Annotated in this window: 23 protein-coding genes; 3 read left to right on the top strand and 20 right to left on the bottom strand. The window is 61.2% G+C overall.

Features of this window, described 5'->3' with window-relative positions; all coding sequences use genetic code 11:
- Position 1: 1 nt before the first annotated feature.
- The 14 genes from B0T39_RS05940 to B0T39_RS05885 all read right to left on the bottom strand — a co-directional run bounded on the left by B0T39_RS05940 (position 2) and on the right by B0T39_RS05885 (position 13,906).
- Positions 2-577, bottom strand: a complete 576-nt coding sequence (locus B0T39_RS05940) for a type II secretion system protein GspJ (RefSeq protein ID WP_081545254.1) — start codon at positions 575-577, stop codon at positions 2-4.
- Positions 574-954 (bottom strand): type II secretion system minor pseudopilin GspI, encoded by a 381-nt coding sequence (gspI, locus tag B0T39_RS05935; RefSeq protein ID WP_081545253.1) that lies wholly within the window; start codon positions 952-954, stop codon positions 574-576. Before gspI ends, B0T39_RS05940 begins: the two co-directional genes overlap by 4 nt.
- On the bottom strand, positions 951-1,427 hold the full coding sequence (locus B0T39_RS05930) for a prepilin-type N-terminal cleavage/methylation domain-containing protein (RefSeq protein ID WP_081545252.1): 477 nt from the start codon (positions 1,425-1,427) through the stop codon (positions 951-953). Before B0T39_RS05930 ends, gspI begins: the two co-directional genes overlap by 4 nt.
- Before the next feature lie 14 nt (positions 1,428-1,441).
- On the bottom strand, positions 1,442-1,885 hold the full coding sequence (gene gspG, locus B0T39_RS05925) for a type II secretion system major pseudopilin GspG (RefSeq protein WP_019100905.1): 444 nt from the start codon (positions 1,883-1,885) through the stop codon (positions 1,442-1,444).
- 30 nt (positions 1,886-1,915) lie between these two features.
- Positions 1,916-2,176 (bottom strand): hypothetical protein, encoded by a 261-nt coding sequence (locus tag B0T39_RS05920; protein WP_081545251.1) that lies wholly within the window; start codon positions 2,174-2,176, stop codon positions 1,916-1,918.
- 23 nt (positions 2,177-2,199) lie between these two features.
- A complete protein-coding gene (gene gspF, locus B0T39_RS05915) occupies positions 2,200-3,411 on the bottom strand; it encodes a type II secretion system inner membrane protein GspF (RefSeq protein WP_081545250.1) in 1,212 nt (403 codons plus the stop codon).
- The gene (gene gspE / locus B0T39_RS05910) at positions 3,411-4,871 is read right to left on the bottom strand and encodes a type II secretion system ATPase GspE (protein ID WP_081545249.1); all 1,461 of its coding nucleotides are present in this window, start codon (positions 4,869-4,871) and stop codon (positions 3,411-3,413) included. Before gspE ends, gspF begins: the two co-directional genes overlap by 1 nt.
- On the bottom strand, positions 4,868-7,024 hold the full coding sequence (gene gspD, locus B0T39_RS05905) for a type II secretion system secretin GspD (protein ID WP_081545248.1): 2,157 nt from the start codon (positions 7,022-7,024) through the stop codon (positions 4,868-4,870). Before gspD ends, gspE begins: the two co-directional genes overlap by 4 nt.
- A gap of 11 nt (positions 7,025-7,035) precedes the next feature.
- On the bottom strand, positions 7,036-7,662 hold the full coding sequence (locus tag B0T39_RS05900; protein WP_081545247.1) for a hypothetical protein: 627 nt from the start codon (positions 7,660-7,662) through the stop codon (positions 7,036-7,038).
- Positions 7,663-7,869: 207 nt separating this feature from the next.
- Complete coding sequence (locus tag B0T39_RS25565; protein WP_176219490.1) at positions 7,870-8,034, bottom strand: hypothetical protein; 165 nt, start codon at positions 8,032-8,034, stop codon at positions 7,870-7,872.
- Between the two features lie 887 nt (positions 8,035-8,921).
- Positions 8,922-9,527, bottom strand: coding sequence for a hypothetical protein (locus B0T39_RS24850; RefSeq protein ID WP_141111098.1), 606 nt, complete (start codon positions 9,525-9,527; stop codon positions 8,922-8,924).
- A gap of 695 nt (positions 9,528-10,222) precedes the next feature.
- Positions 10,223-12,004: an acyl-CoA dehydrogenase gene (locus B0T39_RS05895; protein ID WP_081545246.1), complete on the bottom strand. Its 1,782-nt coding sequence runs from the start codon at positions 12,002-12,004 to the stop codon at positions 10,223-10,225.
- A gap of 216 nt (positions 12,005-12,220) precedes the next feature.
- Entirely contained in the window at positions 12,221-13,153 is a 933-nt protein-coding gene (locus B0T39_RS05890; RefSeq protein WP_081545245.1) for an electron transfer flavoprotein subunit alpha/FixB family protein, read from the bottom strand.
- 3 nt (positions 13,154-13,156) lie between these two features.
- A complete protein-coding gene (locus tag B0T39_RS05885) occupies positions 13,157-13,906 on the bottom strand; it encodes an electron transfer flavoprotein subunit beta/FixA family protein (protein ID WP_081545244.1) in 750 nt (249 codons plus the stop codon).
- Positions 13,907-14,225: 319 nt separating this feature from the next.
- Here B0T39_RS05885 and B0T39_RS05880 point away from each other — a divergent pair, with 319 nt between their 5' ends.
- Complete coding sequence (locus B0T39_RS05880) at positions 14,226-14,642, top strand: MaoC family dehydratase (protein ID WP_081545243.1); 417 nt, start codon at positions 14,226-14,228, stop codon at positions 14,640-14,642.
- A gap of 3 nt (positions 14,643-14,645) precedes the next feature.
- Here the strand turns inward: B0T39_RS05880 and queG are convergent, their stop codons facing one another.
- Positions 14,646-15,683, bottom strand: a complete 1,038-nt coding sequence (gene queG, locus B0T39_RS05875; protein WP_368651271.1) for a tRNA epoxyqueuosine(34) reductase QueG — start codon at positions 15,681-15,683, stop codon at positions 14,646-14,648.
- Positions 15,684-15,726: 43 nt separating this feature from the next.
- Here queG and tsaE point away from each other — a divergent pair, with 43 nt between their 5' ends.
- Complete coding sequence (tsaE, locus tag B0T39_RS05870) at positions 15,727-16,212, top strand: tRNA (adenosine(37)-N6)-threonylcarbamoyltransferase complex ATPase subunit type 1 TsaE (RefSeq protein ID WP_439823241.1); 486 nt, start codon at positions 15,727-15,729, stop codon at positions 16,210-16,212.
- Positions 16,173-17,414 carry an N-acetylmuramoyl-L-alanine amidase gene (locus B0T39_RS05865; RefSeq protein ID WP_081545240.1) on the top strand — a complete coding sequence of 414 codons (1,242 nt, stop codon included), beginning with the start codon at positions 16,173-16,175 and terminating at the stop codon, positions 17,412-17,414. The genes tsaE and B0T39_RS05865 overlap by 40 nt, the downstream gene beginning before the upstream one ends.
- Before the next feature lie 63 nt (positions 17,415-17,477).
- Here the strand turns inward: B0T39_RS05865 and yacG are convergent, their stop codons facing one another.
- From yacG to B0T39_RS05840, 5 genes are read right to left on the bottom strand one after another with little or no spacing between them, the layout of a single operon-like run.
- Positions 17,478-17,666 (bottom strand): DNA gyrase inhibitor YacG, encoded by a 189-nt coding sequence (gene yacG / locus B0T39_RS05860; RefSeq protein WP_081545239.1) that lies wholly within the window; start codon positions 17,664-17,666, stop codon positions 17,478-17,480.
- Positions 17,667-17,703: 37 nt separating this feature from the next.
- A complete protein-coding gene (gene zapD, locus B0T39_RS05855) occupies positions 17,704-18,462 on the bottom strand; it encodes a cell division protein ZapD (protein ID WP_019100891.1) in 759 nt (252 codons plus the stop codon).
- A gap of 38 nt (positions 18,463-18,500) precedes the next feature.
- Positions 18,501-19,112 (bottom strand): dephospho-CoA kinase, encoded by a 612-nt coding sequence (gene coaE / locus B0T39_RS05850; RefSeq protein WP_081545238.1) that lies wholly within the window; start codon positions 19,110-19,112, stop codon positions 18,501-18,503.
- The gene (locus B0T39_RS05845; protein WP_081545237.1) at positions 19,102-19,971 is read right to left on the bottom strand and encodes a prepilin peptidase; all 870 of its coding nucleotides are present in this window, start codon (positions 19,969-19,971) and stop codon (positions 19,102-19,104) included. Before B0T39_RS05845 ends, coaE begins: the two co-directional genes overlap by 11 nt.
- Positions 19,968-21,191, bottom strand: coding sequence for a type II secretion system F family protein (locus B0T39_RS05840; RefSeq protein ID WP_081545236.1), 1,224 nt, complete (start codon positions 21,189-21,191; stop codon positions 19,968-19,970). Before B0T39_RS05840 ends, B0T39_RS05845 begins: the two co-directional genes overlap by 4 nt.
- Positions 21,192-21,314 lie beyond the last annotated feature (123 nt).

Raw genomic sequence — 21,314 nt, 5'->3', positions numbered from 1 at the left:
CTCATGGCAGCGCCCATATCCGTTTCGCCCATTCATTGCCCGGCATGCGGATGCGCATTTCCAGCGCGCGCGGGCTGTGCGCCGGGCTGGCCTCGCGCGGCGGCCAGTTGTCCAGCCAATTGCCGTCGTCCAGCAGCACGCGCCAGCGCACCGCGGCGTCCTTGCCCAAGAGCACGTAGGCGGTCGGCGCCGCGCCCTGGGCGTCGCCCGCCGCCCAGCTGAGGCCCTGAGCGCCGGCATGGTAGCTGATGCGCTCCTGGCCGCCGGGATAGCGGGCGGAAAAACTCTGCAAGGTCAGCGTCTGGCCGTCGCCGTCGCTTTGCAGCAATAGCTGGCTGCCGCCCAGACTGGGCCCCTGCCCTTGCGTCGGCGCCGGCATCTGGCCGGTCAAATCGCCTTCCAGCCGCCGGAAAGCGCGCGCGGCGTCCACCCATTGCTCGCTGGTCTGCATCAGTCGTTCGCGCGAGATCAGCAAGGAGCCGAAGGCCTTGTAGCCGAGCACCGACAAGATGGCGAGCAAGCTCATCGCCACCAGAATCTCGATCAAGGTCATGCCGTCCTGCCGGCCGCGCCTCACGAGCCGCCTCCAACATTCATGCGCAGGTAGCCGGTCATCTCGGCCAGCACGTAACGGCCGTCGCTCTGGGCCAGCACGCGCACCACCACCTTGCGGAAATTGGGGTTGGGCGTCTGGCTGATCACGCGCTGCCAACGCCAGCGCGCGCCGTCGTCGTCCAGCTCTCCCGCCTGTTCGCCCACGTCCGGCCATTCGCGGCGCGCCTGCATCAGCGCGATCATGTTCTGCGCTTCCCAAGCGGCCTGCATCCGGCGCTTCATCCCTTCGCCGTTGTCGGCGGCCAGGCCGGTGGCCCGCAACAAAGCGCCCAAAGCCACTGCGATGATGGCCAGCGCCACCAACACTTCAAACAAGGTAAAGCCGCGCTCGCGCTTCATGAGCCTTCATCCACCCTGCTTCGTCCCAACGGCGACAGGGTCACGGCCAGGCCGCGCGTCTCGGTCTTGATCTGCAGGGCCAGCGCGTTGGCGCGCCCGTCCTGCCACAAGGGCAGCGGCCGCCCCGCCGGCCAGGGTTGGCCGTCCAGCAACAAAGCGCCGCCGTGCACGCCCTCCGGCCACAACCGGTCGGCCAGCAATTCGTCGTTGGCGCCGCCCCAGTCCCCGTTGTCGCCGCGGCGGCGGAAGCCGTAACCCTTGGCATCCCACATCAGGGCCAGCGGATCCCCCATTTCAGCGGCATCCGCCGCCTGCTCCAGCACCCGCGCCAATCGGTAGGCTTCGTCCGAGACCTGGCGGTGAGTGTCCGGCCGCATACTGAGCGTCACCGTGGTGGCCAGCACGCCGATGATCAGCATCACCACCATCACCTCGATCAGGGTGAAGCCGCGCGCCGGAAGGGAGGAGTTCATCAGTGGCTCCGGTCTTACTTGACCGCGTCCCAGTTGCCGATGTCGGCGTCCACGCCCTCGCCGCCCGGCTCGCCGTCGGCGCCGAAGCTCCAGATATCGATTTCACCGTGAGTGCCCGGGTTGGCGTACTGGTAGGGATTGCCCCACGGATCCTTGGGCAGGCGCTCCAGATAGCCGCCCGGCTTCCAGTTTTTCGGCTCCGGCGCGGAGGTTGGCTTTTGCACCAGCGCCTGCAGGCCCTGCTCGCTGCTGGGATAACGGCCATTGTCCAGCCGATACAGTTTCAAAGCCTGGCTCAATGCGCCCAGATCCTGCTTGGCGGCGACGGCGCGCGCCTCGTCCGGGCGGCTCATCACCTTGGGCACCACCAACGCCGCGAGTACGCCGAGAATCACGATCACCACCATGATTTCGATCAGGGTGAAGCCTCGCTGGGCCGCTTTGGAAAGGTGTCGCATATCTACTCCTACTACCGAGGTTTCAAAGGGTCAAAACAGGGAGGGGCCGTCGCTGGACAACTCCCAGACGCCGGCGGGTCCGGCATTGGCCGGCTTGAGCTGGCCCAGCTTTCTCAGCTCGCTCGCCGCCCAGCTCATATCGTATTGCCAGGTGTAGAACAACTCGGTTCCTTCCAGCTCGCGCCCGCGCGCATGCCAGATGTGCTTGGCCACCGTCAGCCGATCCGCCTTGCCGCCGTGCGCGGCCAGCGCTTCCAACACCCATTGCTGTAGTACTGCCTTGTGAGACATTGCCGTGCTTCTTTCCGCGAAAATCAATGCACCATCTGGTTCATGTCGATGATGGGCATCATGATGGCCAGTACGATCAACAAGACCATGCCGCCCATGAACAGGATCAGCAGCGGTTCCATCAGGGTGGTGAAGGTGGCGAGCTTGCGCTCCACCTCCTGCTCCTGCTGCTGGGCGGCGCGGTCCAACATATGCGCCAGCGTGCCGCTGGATTCGCCGCTGCCGATCAGATGAATCAGCACCGGCGGGAATTGACGGGTGGCGTGCAGCGCGCGCGACAGCGCCACGCCTTCCCGCACCTTGGCCATCGCCTCGCTGACCGCGTCCTGCATCGGCAGCAAGGTCATCAGGCCGCGCGCGGTTTCCAACGCGGTCAGCAGCGGCACGCCGCTGCCCACCAGAATGGACAGAGTGCTGGCCATCCGCGCGGTGTTGAGCGCGCGCAGCAGGCGGCCGAATACCGGCAGCTTCAACAGCCTGCCGTGGAAGCGTCGCTTCAGCGCCGGCGCGCGCAAGGCGCGCACGGTCAGGAAGAGCGCGGCGACGATGCCCGCCAGCAACGCAATGCCCCATTGCCGCAGAAAATCGCTAGCGGCCACCAACGCGCGAGTCAGGAAGGGCAAGGTCTGCTTGGTCTGGGCGAACACGCTAACCACCTGCGGTACCACATAGCTCATCAGGCCGGCCACCACCAGGATGGCCACCACGGTGACCACGGCGGGATAGGCCATCGCCAGCATCACTTTCTGCTGGGTGTTCTGACGCTTGTCCAGGTATTCGGCCAAGCGTGCCATCACGGTGTCGAGATGACCGGATTGCTCTCCAGCCTGCACCAGCGAACGATACAAGGGGAAAAACACGCCCGGCGCGGCGGACAGCGCCTGGGCGAAGCTTTTGCCTTCCAGAATATCGCTGCGCAAAGCGGCCAGCACGGTGCGGCTGCGCGGGTGTTCGCACTGCTCGGTCACCGCGGTCAGCGCCTTTTCAAGCGGCAGACCCGCGTTGAGCAGGGTGGATAGCTGTTCGGTGATCATCACCAGTTCCGCCCGCGGCAGGCCGCGGCGCAGCGCCGAGCTGCCGGCGTCTCCGTTCTTGGCGCTGACGCTTTCCACCTCCAGCGGCAGCAGGCCGCGCTCGCGCAGCTGGCTGCGCGCGGCGCGCGCGGAGTCCGCCTCCAGCAAGCCTTTTTGCTCCTTGCCGGCAGGGTCGAAAGCGGTAAAGCGGAAGGCTGCCATCAGTTCCTCGTCACCCGCATGATTTCTTCCAGCGAGGTTTCGCCGGCCTTGACCCAACGCAGGCCGTCGTCGCGCAGCGAGCGCATGCCGTGGCGGGCGGCGTAATCGCGCATTTTCTGCTCGGAAGCGCGATCGTGGATCAAGCGCTGCAATTGATCGTCGACCAAGAGCAGTTCATAAACACCGTATCGCCCCTTGTAGCCGGAATGGCCGCAATTCGGGCAACCCGCCGGCCGGTAGTGAGGCGTGTCCTCCGAACCTTCCAGCGGCACCGGATGCGGCGCCTTGCAGTGCGGGCACAGCCGGCGCACCAGCCGTTGCGCCATCACGCCCAGCAGGCTGGACGCCAAAAGGAAGGGCTCGACGCCCATGTCCACCAGCCGCGTCACCGCCGAAGCGGCGTCGTTGGTGTGCAGCGTGGCCAGCACCAGGTGACCAGTCAACGAGGCCTGTACCGCGATCTGCGCGGTTTCCAGATCGCGAATCTCCCCTATCATCACCACGTCCGGATCCTGGCGCAAAATCGCGCGCAGCGCCTTGGCGAAACTCATGTCGATGCGCGGGTTGACCTGGGTCTGACCGACGCCGTCCAGGTGGTACTCCACCGGGTCCTCCACCGTCATGATATTGGTGTGGCGCGCGTCCAGCCGCGACAAGGCCGCGTACAGCGTGGTGGTCTTGCCCGAGCCGGTGGGGCCGGTGACCAGCAGGATGCCGTGCGGCTGGCGGATCACCTTATCCACCGCCTGCAGCGTATCCGCCGCCATGCCCAGCGTGGCTAGATCCAGACGGGCGTTTTCCTTGTCCAGCAGACGCAGCACCACGCGCTCGCCGTGGCTGGTGGGCAGCGTGGACACCCGCACGTCCACCGGACGGCCGCCCAAACGCAGCGAGATGCGGCCGTCCTGCGGAATGCGTTTTTCGGCGATGTCGAGATTGGCCATGATCTTGATCCGCGACACCATTGCCGCGTGCAGCGCGCGGTGCGGGCTGACCACGTCGCGCAGCGAGCCGTCCAGGCGGAAACGCACCACCGATCGGTCTTCGAAGGCCTCGATGTGGATGTCCGAGGCGCCGTCGCGCAACGCCTGGGTCAGCAAGGCGTTGATCATGCGGATGATGGGCGCGTCGCCCTCGCTCTCCAGCAGATCCTCCACCGTCGGCAAGGACTCCACCATCTGGGTCAGGTCCAAATCCTGACCGATATCGTCCACTACCTCGGCCGCCGCGCCGTCGCGATTGGCATAATGCTCGGACAACCGCTTGTCGAACAAGGCCGCCTCCAGCGTCTCCACGCTGGCCAGCCCCTGGCCGTGCAGGCGCAGCACCTCGGCCCAGGACTCGGGCCGGCAGTCTTCGCGCAGCAGCAGATGGCGGCCGCTCTCGCCGTCCAACAGGATCACGCCGTTGGCGCGCGCGAACGGAAAACCCAGCGCCGGCGACAGCTTGGGCTTGTTCATTTTGGCTGCGCTTTCAGGCTCTGCTCCAGCGTCGAGCGGATGCCACCCTCCGGCAGCGATTTCAGCGCCGAATCCAGGTTCATCTGCAGCTTCTCCCTCTCCGCCTTCTGGCCCTCGCCGATGATGTAGTTGTAGCGATCAGTGGCGATGGAGCGCGCGCCCAGATCATCGCGGATGATGGTGGGCTTGATGAAAATCATCAGATTGGTCTTGTTGCGCTGCTTGTTGCTGTAGCGGAACAAAGCGCCCAGCCACGGGATGTCGCCCAGCAGCGGCACCTTGCTCTCATTGTCGCTGACCGTTTCCTGCAGTAGACCACCGATCGCGATGATGCCGCTGTCGTCGACATTGGCGATGGTCTCTATCAAGCGCTTATTGGTGGTTGGCCCTTGCGGGTTCTTCTCGGTGCCCGGCACGATGGTGGACGCTTCCTGCAAAATCTTCATGCGGATGGAACCGCCCTCGGAAATCTGCGGTGTGATTTCCAGATTGAAACCAATAGTCTTGCGGTCATAGGTCTGGAAGGGATTGACCGCGCCGCCGCTGCTGCCCCCGGTATTACTGTATTGGCCGGTCAGGATGGGCACTTCCTGGCCGATCTGGATCTTGGCCTTCTCATTGTCCATCGCCATCAAGGACGGGCTGGACACAATGTTGCCACCCACCTCGGTCTCCATCGCCTTGGCCAGCGCCCCCATATTCAACACGGTGCCGATGCCAGGGATGTTGACTGTGCCCTTGACCCAACCCACGTTCAGGCCGCCGGAGCCCGCCAGGGTACCAAGCGGCGTGGCGGCGGTGCCGCCGGCCAATGCGCCGCCGGACAAGCCTATGATGCCCGGGCCGCTGTTGCCGGGGAAGTTGGTGCCGCCGAACACGCCGGCGCCGTTGCCGTTGAGCGCCCCCAGCGCCTGCCATTGCACGCCTAATTCCATCGCCCGTTGAGCAGCCACTTCCACCACCAGTGCTTCCACCAGCACTTGGGCGCGGCGTTTGTCGAGCAAGTCGATAACGTTGCGCAGGTTCTGGTACATGGAATCCGGCACGTTCAAAATCAATGCGTTGTTGGTGGGATCGGCCTGGATCATGGATCCGCCGCCGCCAGCCCCGCTACCGCTGCCGCCTCCGCTGCCGGACGCGCTGTCGCCTCCCACCGGACTGGCCGCCTGCGCGGCGCTGGCGGAACCGCTAGACGAAGAGGCGGAACCGCTGCCCGAGCCGCTCTGATTCAACAGGCTGGAGCTGGAGCCGCCGTTAGTGCTCACCGCGGTGCGCCCCTGCAAAGGACCGGCGTCTCCGGTCATCAAGGCGCGTAGCGTCTGCGCCACTTTGCCGGCCTCGGCGTTCTTCAGATAGACCACACGCACATTGGCGCCGGCCTGGCTGGGCTGGTCCAAGAGCTTGAGCAAGCTTTTGATCTTGCCGATCTTGCCCGGGGTGTCGGCGCGCACCATCAGCACATTGGCGCGCGCGTCCGGAATGATGGTGGTCTTGCCGCCGTCGGCGCCTGCGCCGCTGTCCTGCAACAACTTGTTCAGGCTGCCGGCCAGCTCCACCGCGGAACCGAACAACACCGGCACCACCACGGTGTCGCCGGCGGCGGCGCTCTCGATCGAATCGATGATGGACTCGATGCGCTGAATATTGTCCGCGTAGTCGGTGACGATCAGCGCGTTGGACTGCGGGTAGGCTGCGATCGTGTTGTTGGGCGACACGATGGGACGGATCACCGGCACCAGCTGATTAGCGTTGCCGTATTTGAGCGTGAACACCTTGGTGATCAAGCGATCGCCATCGCCGCGCGGAATGCTCTTGCTGGCCTTGGCGTGCAACTTGGCGTCGGCCTCCGGCACGATCTTGACCACGCCGCCGCCCTCCACCGCTGAGAAGCCCTGCAAACGCAAAGAGGACAACAGGATCTGGTAAGACAGCGCGCGCGGCACCGGCTTGCTGGACACGATGTTGACCGTGCCCTTCACTCGCGGATCGATGATGAAGTTCTTGCCGGTGATCTCGCCTATCGCCTTGACCACGGTTTCGATGTCGGCGTTGACGAAGTTGAGCATCACTCCGTCGTTCTGCGGGGTGGCGGCCAATGCGGCGTTGCAACCGTAGACCAGGGCCAGAATGGCGACAAGTTTGTGGATACGCATATTCAGTCTTCTTATTGGCGAACCATGCTGGCGGAATCCAGCCCAGGTTGCGGCGGGGTTTCAGGATTCACAGGGACCACGGCGGGGGGAGAAACGGGGGCCTGGGAAGGAGGAGAAATCGGCGGCGGCATCGCCGGCGGGGCATTGCCGCCGACAACGGCGCCCGCACCGGGCACGCGTTCAACCAAGGGCACGAACTGCTCGCTGCCGCCGGAACGCATCAGCACGCCGGAGGCGGTGATCTGCGCCAGTTCCCAGCCATCCGGCGTCGTCTTGCCCAGCAACAAGGCCACCGAACGGCCATTGTCGTCTATTACCGCGAAGCCGGGCACGCCGGAAGTCTGCGGCGCGTACACACCAATCAACTTGACCGGCGGCAAAGCCGCGGCTTGTTGCGCCACCGGCTCGCCAAACCAGTGCGCCATCGCCACATTGGCGGCGGCGGACTGCGGCGCCGGCTCGCTTAAGCCTCGCCACTGCTTGGCGGCGGGCCCCAGCAACGGCGCGGCGACCGTACCCAGCCACACGGCGGCGCTTGCCAGCGCCAGCCAAGGCAAAGCGGCGACCAGACGCCCCAGCGTCGCCGCCGACGGCAACAACCGCTTCCCCTTTTCACTCCAATGGACCACTTGCTTCATTGCATCCTGGCTTCTGTATTCATTCTTGAAATCTAAGCGCGGACCTTGCGGCCAAGTTCAAGCGGGCGCCTCGCGCCGCGATGGGATCGGCCGGGACTTGGCTCGAGCTTGGCTGTGAGTCATGCAGCGGATTATTTGCACGCCATCAGGATACGGTCAATCCAAAAAAAGACCGAATTGCATAGCCAGGCAATATTCAAGCGAATATCAGCGCGCCATGCGATTAATTCTTCTATTAAGAACTATTTTTCCGCCTGATTTCGCATACCGCCCGTAGCAAGGGGCGGTGCAAACACTATGCGGCAAAATATTTTTAATGACAAACAGTTTTTGATGCCGCGCCGCAGCAACCCACAACAAGGTCTTTTCCATTATCTCAAAGCCTGATTACAAGCTCATGCAAGAATCGCTCTTGCCCGCACGGCCATGCAAAAACGCCGCGGCGTGTCGACTCGCAGCAAGCTTGGGCTTGGAACCGGTTCAAAGTCTCGCGAACAGAGAGCGAGAAAAGGGAGAAAGTAGCTAGCTGCACAGCACATGAACTTCGAAGCGGCGCTCTCAGTGTTAGCCCTCACCACGCTCGACATACATTGGATAGCTGATATGGGTACGGCAGCCATGTGAGCAAGTCAAGACACTGCAAGCCCCTCTTCAAGGAAGGATGATGCAACGCTTCAGTACAATCCTGATAGTCAACCATGATGACTCATCAATACCGATACAAATAATAGAAACTACTTGCCTTTTACATAATGAAAACAGAGTGCCACTAACAAGCCCATACCAACGAAGAGAAGCAGAGAGATCAGCCAGAATGGTGTGCTCTCCCCCCAAAATGGACTAGCGAGAACCGTTGAAAGGGAAAAATACACGATCAATATTGCAACTCTCCCCCCCCCTGCCCACATAGAGCCAATAGCTCCACACAAAGCAAGCAAAGCTGCGAAAATAGCAGGCGTAAAAGCCAAACTGGCCACAAAAGCCCCTACCGATAATAACAAGCAAAGCCAACCCACCCACAAACCCAACCTCACTCCTAATTTCGGCCTCATTGCCTGCTTCCATTCTGCTCATTGACCTTTTTTACATCTAGACTGATTTTCTCTGCAATCGCCATCGCCTCCGCTCTATTCATATTCAGAGTACTGATCGAAAAATCTCTACCGCCACTCGACCAATGTACATTGATAATTTCCTTCTTGTTTGAGTCATACAGACGCTCAACGGTTGCTGGAGCGCCGGCAATATAATCATTCACATTATCGGAAAAACCGCCGAACACTCGTATCATTATTACCCAAGTAAATTTCACTCAATTCAATTCGTCTCACACCATTTCTCTCACTCAATAAATAGAATGCAGCCCCCCATCCCTTTTCGGGGGTAAAAACACCTGTGCGATCTGCCCCGACAATATCCATATCCGGCAACACACGAGCAAGATCAACTGAAGAGTAGCTTAGCCTTTTTCTCACGCCCTCCACCCCACCAAGCTCTAAAGCTCTTCGCTTTAAAAAATCATCGCTAACAAACTCATGCGTCACCTTACCACCGCTAAAGCTACCCTTTATTTTTAAATTATCAGATGACTTTCTAAATTCTTTTTTCATTTCTTCAGGATAGTTAGAGGAAGCTATTGAGGTCAATAAAACCTCAGCACTAGGTTCATCAAAATCTGGAGCCCAAGACTTTAACAAACTAGCCACAACCGGTTTACCCCCACCCATCTGATCTGCTTCAACCTTATTCACCAGCCCATTTACCACACTTTTCCCTGAAAAAGACTGTTTCAAATTTTTATCTTCCCCCTTTAAAAACCACACCCCTACAAAGACAAACAAAAACAATATCAGAACGGTCTTCATAAGCAAACCCTCCGATCAAGTCCCGCGTCATTAACAATGACGCGGGATATTCATATAATTCACCAATCACCTGGATTGCAACCAGTTGCGGCAATAGTCCTAAAAGAAACCTGACTATTATTATCCAAGCGCTCCCAGTGCCATCCTTGAATGCTGAAGTTTGAGTTCAACACATTCCTCCCAGCATAATGCCTCCAACTACTCGAGTAGGGACTTGGCGACCTTAATACATCCACCCGGCCAGAAGCTCTATCTCGCTGATGAGACTCAACATAGGCTGAGTGCCCAGTTCCTCTTGGATCCCAAGTTACCGACTCATTAAATGTCGCACAATTAGCTCTGCTTAAAATATTCCCAAGATATGGAGCGGAAAATACAGCCGAGGAGGCAAAAAGGGCAGACATGGTTAAAATTATACTTAGTCCTAACTTGAACATAAAACCTCCTGATTAGATAAATTCAATAACAATGCAATCACATTGACCAATTATCAATAGCAATGAGATGCACTTTCCATTTGAGGTCAGAAAAGCCATCAAAGTCAACCAAACTTATCCAATCTTTTAAAATCGCATCAACATAACAACATAAACATTAAATCATCTGATATCCACTCACATTAAATAAATATATTTAATAAATAACAAAAAAAGTCGCGCTTATAGCGCGACTTTTACCAACGGCCTAACACGGTTTCAGAACCAGGCTTCGTCCATCTCCAGCACGCTGTCCGCGCCGTCAACGATGGCGGCCGCCAAGCCGCCCGCCTGCGGCAGCAGATGTTCGCCGTAGAAGCGCGCGGTGGCCAGCTTAGCGTTGAGGAAGTCTTGATCCGCGTCGGCCTCGCCCAGTTTGGCCTTGGCGATCAGCGCCGCGCGCGCCATCTGCCAGCCACCCAGCACAATGCCCATCAGCTTAAGGAAGGGCACGGATCCGGCCGCCGCCCGTTGCGGCTGTCCGGCGAAGGTGGCCAGGATGAAATCGACGCTGCGACGCGCCTGCTTGACCGCTTCGTCCAGATTGTCCGCCGGGCTGGCCAGCCCGGCGGCGCGCAGCTTGGCCACGCAGCCGGCGGCTTCTTCCAGCAAGGCGCGCGCGGTGACACCGCCCTCGCCCGCGGTCTTGCGGCCGATCAAATCCAACGCCTGAATGCCGGTGGTGCCTTCGTAGATGGCGGTGATGCGCGCGTCGCGATAGTACTGCGCTACGCCGGTTTCCTCGATATATCCCATGCCACCGTGCACCTGCAGCGCCAGGCTGGTGATTTCATTGGCCTGCTCGGTGTTCCAGCCCTTGACGATGGGGATCAGGAAATTGGCCAGCGCCTGGTTGCGAGCTTTTTCACTCGCCACCGGATGGCGCGCGGCGCGGTCCAGCGCCGCCGCGGTATACAGGGCCAGCGCGCGCTGCGCCTCCACCTGGGCGCGCATGGTCAGCAGCATGCGGCGCACGTCCGGATGCTGGATGATGGCCACGCCGGACGGATCGGGCGAACCCACGGCACGGCTCTGTACCCGTTCGCGCGCGTATTCCACCGCCTTCTGGTAGGCGCGCTCCGACACCGCCAGGCCTTCGATGCCCACGCCCAGACGCGCATGGTTCATCATGGTGAACATATAGTTCAGGCCCTTGTTGGCTTCGCCGACCAAATAGCCGACCGCGCCGTCCTGGTCGCCGAAGCTCATCACCGCGGTGGGGCTGCCGTGGATGCCCAGCTTGTGCTCCAGCGACACGCAGCGCACGTCGTTGCGCGCGCCCAGGCTGCCATCGGCGTTGACCAGGAATTTGGGCACGATGAACAAGGAGATGCCCTTCACCCCCGCCGGCGCGTCCGGCAGGCGGGCCAACACCAGATGGACGATGTTGTCCGCCATATCGTGCTCGCCCCAGGTGATGAAGATTTTCTGGCCGCTGACGCGATAGCTGCCGTCGGCCTGCGGCATCGCCTTGCTGCGCACTTGGGCCAGGTCTGAACCGGCTTGAGGCTCGGTCAAATTCATGGTGCCGGTCCAGGCGCCGCTGGACATCGGCGGCAGATAGACGCTCTTGAGTTCTTCCGAGGCGTGATGATGAATGGCCTCGATCGCGCCCAGCGTCAACAGCGGCGCCAGCGAGAAGGCCAGGTTAGCGGAACACCACATCTCCTCGGCCGCGGTGGCCACTAGGGCCGGCATGCCCTGACCTCCGTAGGCCTCCGGCGCGCGCAGGCCCACCCAGCCGGACTCGACGTATTGCCGCCAGGCGTCCTTGAAGCCAGGCGCGGCGCTGACTTCGCCGTCGCGCCATTTTGCGCCCTGATCGCCTTGCTTGTTGATCGGCGCCAACACGCCCTCGGCGAACTTGGCGCCCTCTTCCAAAATAGCGTCCACCAGTTCCACCGAGCACTCGCCATAGCCCGGCAGGCCGCAGACGGCCGGCAGCTCGGCCAGCTCGTTGAGCGCGAATTGAATGTCCTTGATCGGTGCTTGATAAATCATCGCCTTCTCCTCGTGTTTGGATGGCTGGGATTGCCTCTGCCGCCGGCAATCGGTTTCTATTCGCAGACATGAAAAAGCCGGCAAGCGCCGCGGCGGGTCCGGCCCGCATCGGGCCGATGACTGCGCGCGGGCGTTGCCGGCTGAATATTATTGTTCCGGGCGGCTCGCCCGGCCCGCTGTCCGCGCCGGCGAGAGACTCGCGGCGCGGATCCGGGATTATTTGGACAACTCGGCCATCAACTCCGGCACCACGGTGAACAGATCGCCGACGATGCCGTAATCCGCCACCTGGAAAATAGGCGCTTCCTCGTCCTTGTTGATGGCGACGATCACCTTGGAGTCCTTCATGCCGGCTAAGTGCTGGATCGCGCCGGAAATGCCGACCGCGAAGTACAGCTGCGGCGCCACCACCTTGCCCGTCTGACCCACCTGGTAGTCGTTTGGCGCGTAGCCGGCGTCCACCGCGGCGCGGGAAGCGCCTACGGCGGCGGAGAGCTTGTCCGCCAGCGGATCGATCACCGCCTTGAACTGTTCCTCAGAACCCAGCGCGCGGCCGCCGGAAACGATGACCTTGGCCGAGCCCAGTTCCGGACGATCGGACTTGGTCAGTTCCTGACCCACAAAGCTGGACAGCTGCGCGTCGGCGGCCGCGGCCACGGCCTCCACCGCGGCGGAGCCGCCCTGGCCCGCCGCGTCGAAGGCGGTGGTGCGCACGGTGATGACCTTGATCGGGTCGGCGGACTGCACGGTGGCCAGCACGTTGCCGGCGTAGACGGGCCGCACGAAGGTATCGGCGGACTCAATGGCGACGATCTCGGAGATCTGCGCCACGTCCAGCAGCGCGGCCACGCGCGGCAGCAGGTTTTTGCCAAAGGAAGAGGCCGGCGCCAGCACGTGGCTGTAGCTCTTGGCCAGGCCGGACACCAGCGCGCCCAGGTTCTCCGCCAGGCCGTGCGCGTAGTGCGCGGCATCGGCCAGCAGCACTTTGGCGACGCCGGCCACGCTCTTGGCGGCCTCGGCGGCGGCGGCGGCGTTATGGCCAGCCACCAGCAGGTGCACTTCGCCCAGCTTGGCGGCGGCGGTAATGGTATTCAGGGTGCCTGCTTTCAGGCTCTGGTTGTCGTGTTCAGCGATAACGAGAATGGCCATGGCTTACAGCACCTTTGCTTCGGTTTTCAGTTTGGCGACCAGCTCGGCGGCGTTGGCCACCTTGATGCCGGCGCTGCGCTTGGAAGGCTCCGCCACCTTCAACGTCTTCAGACGGGGAGCCGCGTCCACGCCCAGTTCCGCCGGCGTGGTCTTGTCCAGCGGCTTTTTCTTGGCCGCCATGATATTGGGCAGCTTGATAAAACGCGGCTCGTTCAGGCGCAGGTCGGAAGTGACCACCGCAGGAAGACGCAGCTTGACGGTTTCCAAACCGCCGTCGATCTCGCGAGTGACATCTACGGTCTCGGCCGACAGTTCCACCTTGGAGGCGAAAGCCCCCTGGCCCCAGCCCAACAGCGCGGACACCATCTGGCCAGTTTGATTGGCGTCGTCGTCAATCGCCTGCTTGCCCACGATCAAGAGCTGCGGCTGTTCTTTCTCCGCCACGGCTTTCAACAGTTTGGCCACAGCCAGCGGCTGCAGCTCCACATCGGTTTCCACCAGAATGGCGCGATCCGCGCCCATCGCCAGCGCGGTGCGCAGCGTTTCCTCGCATTGCTTCATGCCCAGTGACACCGCGACGATTTCACTGACCTTGCCGGCTTCCTTGAGACGCACCGCCTCTTCCACCGCGATTTCGTCAAACGGGTTCATCGACATCTTGACGTTGGCGATATCCACGTCAGTGCCGTCGGCCTTGACCCGAACCTTCACGTTGTAATCCACAACGCGTTTCACAGCGACTAGAACTTTCATATTCCTCCAACAAACCTCTGGACATCTCTAAAAAGAAACCTGGAGCGGCTGATTGCCACCGCCGCGCCGCCAAGCGCGGCCGTTTCAGAAATGCCGCCGTCTGGATTGATCGAACGCGGAAGCAGCTATTGCCGAAGCAAGCCTGATTATGCCCCAAGGACAAATTCAAACGAGCGTTTGGTTGATTTGTATTGCATACAGCGTGGCAAAAACGCAACTTATCGCCGATAGTACGTGATTTCTCGGCAATTTGCATTTCGGCCAAAAGCTGTCACAATGCACCGCAGCATTTCCTCGTCATATCAAGTCAGGAGCGGTCATGACTGTTTGGTTTGAAGATCTTCAGCTCGGCGATTTCTCCGAATTCAGCAAGACCATCACCGAAGCCGACGTGCTGATGTTCGCCGCCGTATCCGGCGACAACAACCCGGTGCACATCAATCAGGAATACGCGGAACAAACGCCGTTCGAGACACGCATCGCGCACGGCATGTTGACCGCCAGCCTGATCTCCACGGTGGTGGGGACCCAATTGCCCGGCCACGGCACCATCTATCTATCGCAATCCACCCGCTTCAAAGCGCCGGTGCGTATCGGCGATACCGTTACCGCCCGCGCCACCGTGATAGAGCTGAACCCGGACAAACACTTCGTCAAATTAGCGACTCAATGCTCGGTCCGCGGCAAGGTGGTGCTGGAAGGCGAATCTCTGGTCAAGGCGCCCAGCAAACCCTGAGCTTCAGACGATGACGCCGTGCCGGCCCAGCGCCCAGCGCACCGGCTCGGCCACCATCTCGTCGGGAAAATCCAAGCGCGCCCGCAGCCCCGCCACCACTTCCGGCGTGGTTGGCGCGTTCCCCAGGCCCACCGCCAAGTTAGACAGCCACTTCAGGTAGCCGATGCGGTAAATCGGGCTGCCGGCCATCTTTTCCTTGAACTCGGCCTCGCTCCAAGCGAACAACTCTAGCAAGCTCACGTCGTCCAGACCATGACGCACCGCAAAATCGGTCTCACGGGTATCGACCGCGAAACGGTTCCACGGACAGAACAGCTGACAATCGTCACAACCGTAAACCCGGTTGCCGATCAAGGGCCGCATCTCCTCCGGAATCGCTCGCTTCAATTCTATCGTCAGGTAGGAAATGCAACGCCGCGCGTCCACGGTATAGGGGGCGACGATGGCCGCCGTGGGACAGACATCGATGCAGCGGGTGCAGCGACCGCAATGGCCGTCCTCTGCCTCGTCCTCCGGCAAGGGCAGATCGGTGAAGACCTCGCCCAGGAAAAACAAGGAGCCCTCGTTCTTGGTCAGCAGCAGAGTGTGTTTTCCGCGCCAACCCAGCCCGGCCTGGGCCGCCAGCGCCACCTCCGCCACCGGGGCGCTGTCGGTGAACACCCGATAGCCGAAATCGCCTATTTCCCGCTTGATTCGGTCCGCCAACGCCTGCAGTCGGTTGCGCAAGACCTTGTGGTAGTCTCGCCCCAGCGCGTAACGCGATAAATAGGCTTTGCCGCCGTCGGCCAGCACTTCGGCCGAAGCGCGGGCCTGAGGCCAGTAATGCATGCGCAGAGAAATAACGGACAGAGTGCCGGGTACCAGATCCGCCGGCTTGACCCTCAAAGATCCGTGGCGGGCCATATAGTCCATCTCACCGTGATAACCGGCGGCCAACCAGGCGTTCAACTTCTGTTCCGCCTCCGGCGGCAGGCCGGCGCGACCGATTCTGGCGTCGGCGAAGCCCAATTCGCACGCCCAGGCTTTGATTTGGCGCGCCAATTCGGGATAATCCGTTTTTTGTAAAGAGTTTTCGGTCATGGCCATGGATGATACCAGCGTTCGCTGCGGCTACCTGGAAGATGAAACCGCCACTCTGGCGCTGGGCAAAGCCTTCGCCGAAGCGGCGCGAGCCGGCCTCGTCGTCTATCTATTAGGCGACCTGGGCGCCGGCAAGACCACGTTCACGCGCGGCCTACTGACCGCGCTCGGCCATGCCGGCAAGGTCAAGAGCCCCACCTATACTCTGGTGGAGAGCTATTCTTTTCCTCACTATAGCGTGCACCATTTCGACCTGTACCGTTTCGCCGATCCCGAGGAATGGGAGGATGCCGGCTTCCGCGAATACTTCGGCCCGGACAGCCTGTGCCTGGTTGAATGGCCGGACAAGGCCGCGGATTTGCTGCCGCGCGCCGACATCGTACTGGAACTAGCCGTGGCCGGAAATGGTCGCAATTATCGTTTACTCGCCCACTCAGAAACCGGACAGTCATGCCTGATTCGACTTTCGATCCCATCCGCCGCCGCTTGATCGGCGCCGCGGCCGCCACCTTCATGCTGTCGGTGAGCCGCGTCGGCTTCGCCTCCGGCAGCCAGGTTGTCGCCTTGCGCATCTGGCCGGCGTCGACCTATACCCGGATCACGCTGGAGGCCAGCGAGGCCATCCAATACAAGCAGTTCACCATCGCCAACCCCAACCGCTTGGTGATCGACCTGCAAGGCGTGCAACTCAACAGCGTGCTAAAAGACATCGGCGGACAGATTTCCGCCGCCGATCCCTATATCAAAACAGCACGCGCCGGCCAGTTCGATCCGGAAACCGTGCGCCTGGTGCTGGAGTTGAAGGCCGACGTCAAGCCGCAAGCCTTCACCCTGGCGCCGGTGGCCGAATACAAACATCGGCTGGTGGTGGACCTCTACCCGGCCGGCGGCCAACAAGACGATCCCCTGCTCGCCCTGCTTCAGGACTACAACAAGGGCAAGCTGGAACAACCGGCGCCGCAGATCAAGCCCAAGAAAAAAGACAGCAACCGCCCCATCATCGTGATGCTGGACCCGGGCCACGGCGGGGAAGACCCCGGCGCCGTCGGCCTGAACGGCACCCGCGAGAAAGACGTGGTGCTGCGCATCGGCAAGCAGTTGAAACGGCTGGTCGACGCGGAAAGCAATATGAAGGCCTATATGACCCGCGAGGAGGACGTGTTCATCCCCCTGGGCGTGCGCGTGGCCAAGGCCCGCAAGCTGAACGCCGACTTGTTCGTCTCCATCCACGCCGACGCCGCGCCCAACCGCGCAGCGCGCGGATCCTCGGTGTTCGCGCTGTCGGAAAAAGGCGCCACCAGCGCCTTCGCCAAAGCCCTGGCGCAAAGCCAGAACGACGCCGACCTGATCGGCGGCGTCAAGATAGGCAGCAAGGACAAATACCTGGCGCATACCCTGCTGGATCTGACCCAGACCGCCACCATCAACGACAGCCTGAAATTGGGCAAGACCGTGCTGGGGCATCTGGGCGGCCTCAACAAACTGCACAAGAGCGCAGTGGAGCAAGCCGGCTTCGCAGTCCTGAAAGCGCCGGACATCCCGTCCATCCTGGTGGAAACCGCCTTCATCTCCAACCCGGAGGAAGAACAGCGCCTGCTCAGCAGCGACTTCCAACAGCAAATGGCCAATGCCATCTTCACCGGCATGAAGGGTTATTTTTCGCAAGGCGCGGCGCTGGCCGCCCGAGCCTGAATTCCCCTCCGCCCAAACAAAACAGGTCCCGTATGGGACCTGTTTTTCATTGAGGCCGGGCGCTTACTCGCCGCTGCTCGCCTCGCTCGGCGACTCTTCCTGCGCTGGCACTCGGTAGCTTTCCGTCGCCCACTCGCCCAAATCAATCAGACGGCAACGCTTGCTGCAAAACGGACGGAACTGGCTTTGCGGCTCCCAGCGCACCGGGACGCGACAAGTGGGGCAGGCAACAACACGAACAGAATCAGACATGGCTTCTCAAAACGGGGCAAAGACCGGCGCACGTCGGTCAGAACTTGCAATTGGTCAGGTGAAACTCGACATCCTGCTCAGTCTGCCGCGGCCGGGATTCCCCGGTCACCGCGCTGACGAAGCGGATATTGAGCGCGTATTTATTGGCGGACAGCTCGGGCAACAGTTCCAGGCCGCCGTCGTAGGCCACGCGGATCAGTTGCACCACCTTGCCGCCGGACATCTGCTGGAACACGCCGCGGCGCGCCACGTAATGGTGGGTCTTGCCGCTGTCGCGCAACAGGGTCAACAGAATGCCCGCCGCCTCGGCTGTGGGCATCAGCGGCGACGCCCAGCGTTTGATATCCTGGCGCCGCACTTCAGCCGACTTCTGCTGCCACTGGTGATAAGACGGCAAATCGAACTGGCAGGTGCCGCCGGGAATGCCGGCGCGCTGCTTGATCGCCATCAGCCATTCGTTTTCACGCAAGTGTTGGCCGAACTTGCCGGTCAGCGCCAGCAGACGGCTGGACGCGTGCTCGATGTCCTCCAGCACGCCCTCCAGGGTTTCCTCCGCCACCTGCGGATTCTCGCGCAGCGCTTCCAGCATCTGTTTCTGCCGCTCCAGCTCCTGCAGCAGATCCGCCTTCAAGTCCGCGCGCGAGGCGGTTTCCATCAGCTCGAACAACACCAGCAGGGCCGCATGATGATCATACGGATGGTCCTTGCCGATGAAATACCCAAGACGTGCGTAAAGATGCTCCAGGCGGAGCAGGATGCGGGTTCGCTCGGTGACGGGAAACTCAAAACTGATCACGGCGCATCGGCCCTTCTGCTTGGCTCGCGAGAGCCCGGTTATGATCTATCGGCTAGGCTGGCAAGATAATAATCGTGTTTGGCGTCGACTTGAAGCCTCAATGCAGCCAAGCTGTCATTATTACAAATTATATCGTCGGCGCGTTCACGTCGCTGCGCTCGCGAACATTGCGCCGCCATGATCGCGCGCACGGCCTTTTCGTCCATGCCGTTGCGCCGCATCACCCGCTCCAGTTGCACCGACTCTTCGCAATCCACCAGCAAGGTGCGCGCCAGCATCGGCAGATAATGCCCGGTTTCGAACAACAAGGGCACCACCAACACGCAATACGGCCCGCGCGCAGCGGCCACCCTGGCCTCGCTCTGCCGCCGGATCAGCGGATGCAACACGCTCTCAAGCCGCTGCCGGCTGCCTGCGTCGGCGAACACCCGTTCGCGCATCCAGCCTCGATCCAAAGCCCCGTCGGCTCGCACCGCCCCCGCGCCGAACTCCGCCTCCAAGGCCGGCATCGCCGCGCCGCACGGGCCGGTCAACTCGTGAGCAATGGCGTCGGTGTCGATCACCGGCACGCCCAATTCGGCGAAACGATCGGCCGCCGCGCTTTTGCCGGAGCCAATGCCGCCGGTCAAGCCCACGACTTTAATAGGCATGCAAATACCAATTCACGATGTCCTGCCCCCATATCAAAGCGATCCAACCAGCGGCCGCAAGATAAGGGCCAAACGGCAAGGGCTGACCACGGCCATGCTTGGCCAGCAAAATCAAGACCACGCCCACCGCCGCGCCCACCAGTGAAGACAACAAGATCACCAAAGGCAGCAAAGTCCATCCCAACCACGCGCCCAAAGCCGCCAGCAGCTTGAAGTCGCCATAGCCCATTCCTTCCTTGCCAGTGGCCAGCTTGAAGCCGTGAAACAGCAACCACAGACTCAGATAGCCAGCCATCGCGCCTATCACCGCATCGGCCAGCGGCACGGTGCCGGTCAGCAAATTGAACAACAAGCCTCCCCACAACAAGGGCAAAGTCAGGTTGTCCGGCAGCAGCTGCGTATCCGCGTCGATAAAAGTCAGGGCCAACAGCACCGCGGTCAAAACCATATAGGCCGGCAGCTGTTCCGACCAGCCGAAGCGCCAGGCGAGGAAGGCGAACAACGCCCCGGTCGACAGCTCCACCACCGGATAGCGCCAAGGGATCTTGGTCCGGCAGCTGCCACAGCGTCCGCGCAGCAACACAAAGCTCAGCACGGGGATATTCTGCCACGGACGCACCGCGGCCCGGCATTGCGGGCAGTGCGAGCCCGGCCGCATTAAATTGTAGGGCTCGGACGCCTCGCCCTCCTCCAACTGCAGGCAATCAACGCAATTGCGTCGCCACTCGGCTTCCAACATCTTCGGCAAGCGATGGATGATCACATTCAAAAAGCTGCCAAGCAACAAGCCCAACGCCAGCGCTGCGCCGGCGAAAGCCAGCGGGTACGAACCGGCGATCCAGCGCCACTCCTCAATCATCCAACCACCTGCCCCATTTTGAAAATCGGCATATACATCGCAATGATCAAACCGCCGATCAAGATCCCCAGAATCACCATAATGGCCGGCTCCAGCAAACTGGAGAGCGCGGCAACCGCATTGTCGACTTCTTCTTCGTAAAAATCCGCCACCTTGTCCAACATCTGGTCCAGCGAACCGGACTCCTCCCCAATCGAGGTCATCTGCAGCACCATATTAGGGAACAAGTCGGTGCGCTGCATCGAATAGTTGAGGCTGGAACCGGTGCTGACATCGTTCTGAATCCGCTTGGTGGCATCCGCATACACCTGGTTGCCAGAGGCGCCGCCCACCGAATCCAGCGCTTCCACCAACGGCACCCCGGCGGCGAACAAGGTGGACAAGGTGCGCGCCCAGCGCGCAATGGTGGCCTTGCGGATGATATCGCCGATCACCGGCAGACGCAGCAGGATGCGATCCATCCGCTCTTGCAGCTTAGGCGTGCGCTTGAAGGCGTAGAGAAAGCCGAACAGACTGCCAAAAATCACCCCGAAAATCAGCCACCAGTAATGGACGAAGCCATCCGACAGCCAGATCACAAACAGCGTCGGTGCCGGCAAATTGGCGCCGAAACTGGAGAACAAATCCTTGAACGCCGGAATCACGTAGATCATGATCACGGCGGTAATGATGAAGGCGGTGCCGACAATGGCAGACGGATAGATCAGGGCCGACTTGATCTTGCCCTTGATCGCCATCACCTTTTCCTTGTAAGTGGCCAATTTGTCCAGCAAGGAGTCCAGCACGCCGCCGGTTTCGCCCGCGGCGATAATGTTGCAGAACAGCTTGTCGAAGTACAAGGGACGTTTGCGGAAGGATTCCGCCAGCGACAAGCCGGTTTCAACGTCGGCTCGCACCTCCAGCAGCATCTTGGTCACGGCGGGGTTGTTGTGGCCCTTGGCCGCGATATCGAAAGCCTGCAACAAGGGCACGCCGGCGCGCATCATGGTCGCCAGTTGCCGGGTGAACAAGGTGATGTCCCGCTCGGTGATGCGCTTGCCAAAACCAGCGCGCCGGCGCTTGATCTTGACGACATTAATGCCCTGGCGCCGCAGTTGAGTCTTGGCCACCACCTCGGACTCCGCTCGCAACTCCCCGCGTATCGCCTTGCCCGCCCTGTCTTTGCCTTCCCATTCCCAGACAAAGCCCGGCGTCGCTTTTTTTGCTACCGTGACTGCCATTCCATGGCCTCTTTCTTATTCCAAGCCGTTAAGTCAGCGTTCCGGCGGCTGCCGGAGGTGAAAAACCGCTCTTAGAACCTGTTCAAAGTCTCGCGAGCAAGAGCGCAAACGGCTTAAGAAGCT

Source organism: Chromobacterium haemolyticum (assembly GCF_002081825.1).
Taxonomy (GTDB): Bacteria; Pseudomonadota; Gammaproteobacteria; order Burkholderiales; family Chromobacteriaceae; genus Chromobacterium; species Chromobacterium fluminis.
The sequence above is the reverse complement of the archived record's forward strand: the minus strand, read 5'-3'. Positions and strand labels throughout refer to the sequence as shown.

Excerpts from the sequence above, each read along its gene's own strand:
- B0T39_RS05920 (WP_081545251.1), bottom strand. The coding sequence starts at position 2,176 with ATGTCTCACAAGGCAGTACTACAGCAATGGGTGTTGGAAGCGCTGGCC.
- B0T39_RS05885 (WP_081545244.1), bottom strand. The coding sequence starts at position 13,906 with ATGAAAGTTCTAGTCGCTGTGAAACGCGTTGTGGATTACAACGTGAAG.
- tsaE (WP_439823241.1), top strand. The coding sequence starts at position 15,727 with ATGGATGATACCAGCGTTCGCTGCGGCTACCTGGAAGATGAAACCGCC.
- gspI (WP_081545253.1), bottom strand. The coding sequence starts at position 954 with ATGAAGCGCGAGCGCGGCTTTACCTTGTTTGAAGTGTTGGTGGCGCTG.
- gspE (WP_081545249.1), bottom strand. The coding sequence starts at position 4,871 with ATGAACAAGCCCAAGCTGTCGCCGGCGCTGGGTTTTCCGTTCGCGCGC.
- B0T39_RS05840 (WP_081545236.1), bottom strand. The coding sequence starts at position 21,191 with ATGGCAGTCACGGTAGCAAAAAAAGCGACGCCGGGCTTTGTCTGGGAA.
- yacG (WP_081545239.1), bottom strand. The coding sequence starts at position 17,666 with ATGTCTGATTCTGTTCGTGTTGTTGCCTGCCCCACTTGTCGCGTCCCG.
- B0T39_RS05895 (WP_081545246.1), bottom strand. The coding sequence starts at position 12,004 with ATGATTTATCAAGCACCGATCAAGGACATTCAATTCGCGCTCAACGAG.
- B0T39_RS05900 (WP_081545247.1), bottom strand. The coding sequence starts at position 7,662 with ATGAAGCAAGTGGTCCATTGGAGTGAAAAGGGGAAGCGGTTGTTGCCG.
- B0T39_RS25565 (WP_176219490.1), bottom strand. The coding sequence starts at position 8,034 with ATGGAAAAGACCTTGTTGTGGGTTGCTGCGGCGCGGCATCAAAAACTG.
- gspD (WP_081545248.1), bottom strand. The coding sequence starts at position 7,024 with ATGCGTATCCACAAACTTGTCGCCATTCTGGCCCTGGTCTACGGTTGC.
- B0T39_RS05865 (WP_081545240.1), top strand. The coding sequence starts at position 16,173 with ATGCCTGATTCGACTTTCGATCCCATCCGCCGCCGCTTGATCGGCGCC.
- B0T39_RS24850 (WP_141111098.1), bottom strand. The coding sequence starts at position 9,527 with ATGAAGACCGTTCTGATATTGTTTTTGTTTGTCTTTGTAGGGGTGTGG.
- gspF (WP_081545250.1), bottom strand. The coding sequence starts at position 3,411 with ATGGCAGCCTTCCGCTTTACCGCTTTCGACCCTGCCGGCAAGGAGCAA.
- gspG (WP_019100905.1), bottom strand. The coding sequence starts at position 1,885 with ATGCGACACCTTTCCAAAGCGGCCCAGCGAGGCTTCACCCTGATCGAA.
- B0T39_RS05930 (WP_081545252.1), bottom strand. The coding sequence starts at position 1,427 with ATGAACTCCTCCCTTCCGGCGCGCGGCTTCACCCTGATCGAGGTGATG.
- coaE (WP_081545238.1), bottom strand. The coding sequence starts at position 19,112 with ATGCCTATTAAAGTCGTGGGCTTGACCGGCGGCATTGGCTCCGGCAAA.
- B0T39_RS05845 (WP_081545237.1), bottom strand. The coding sequence starts at position 19,971 with ATGATTGAGGAGTGGCGCTGGATCGCCGGTTCGTACCCGCTGGCTTTC.
- B0T39_RS05880 (WP_081545243.1), top strand. The coding sequence starts at position 14,226 with ATGACTGTTTGGTTTGAAGATCTTCAGCTCGGCGATTTCTCCGAATTC.
- B0T39_RS05890 (WP_081545245.1), bottom strand. The coding sequence starts at position 13,153 with ATGGCCATTCTCGTTATCGCTGAACACGACAACCAGAGCCTGAAAGCA.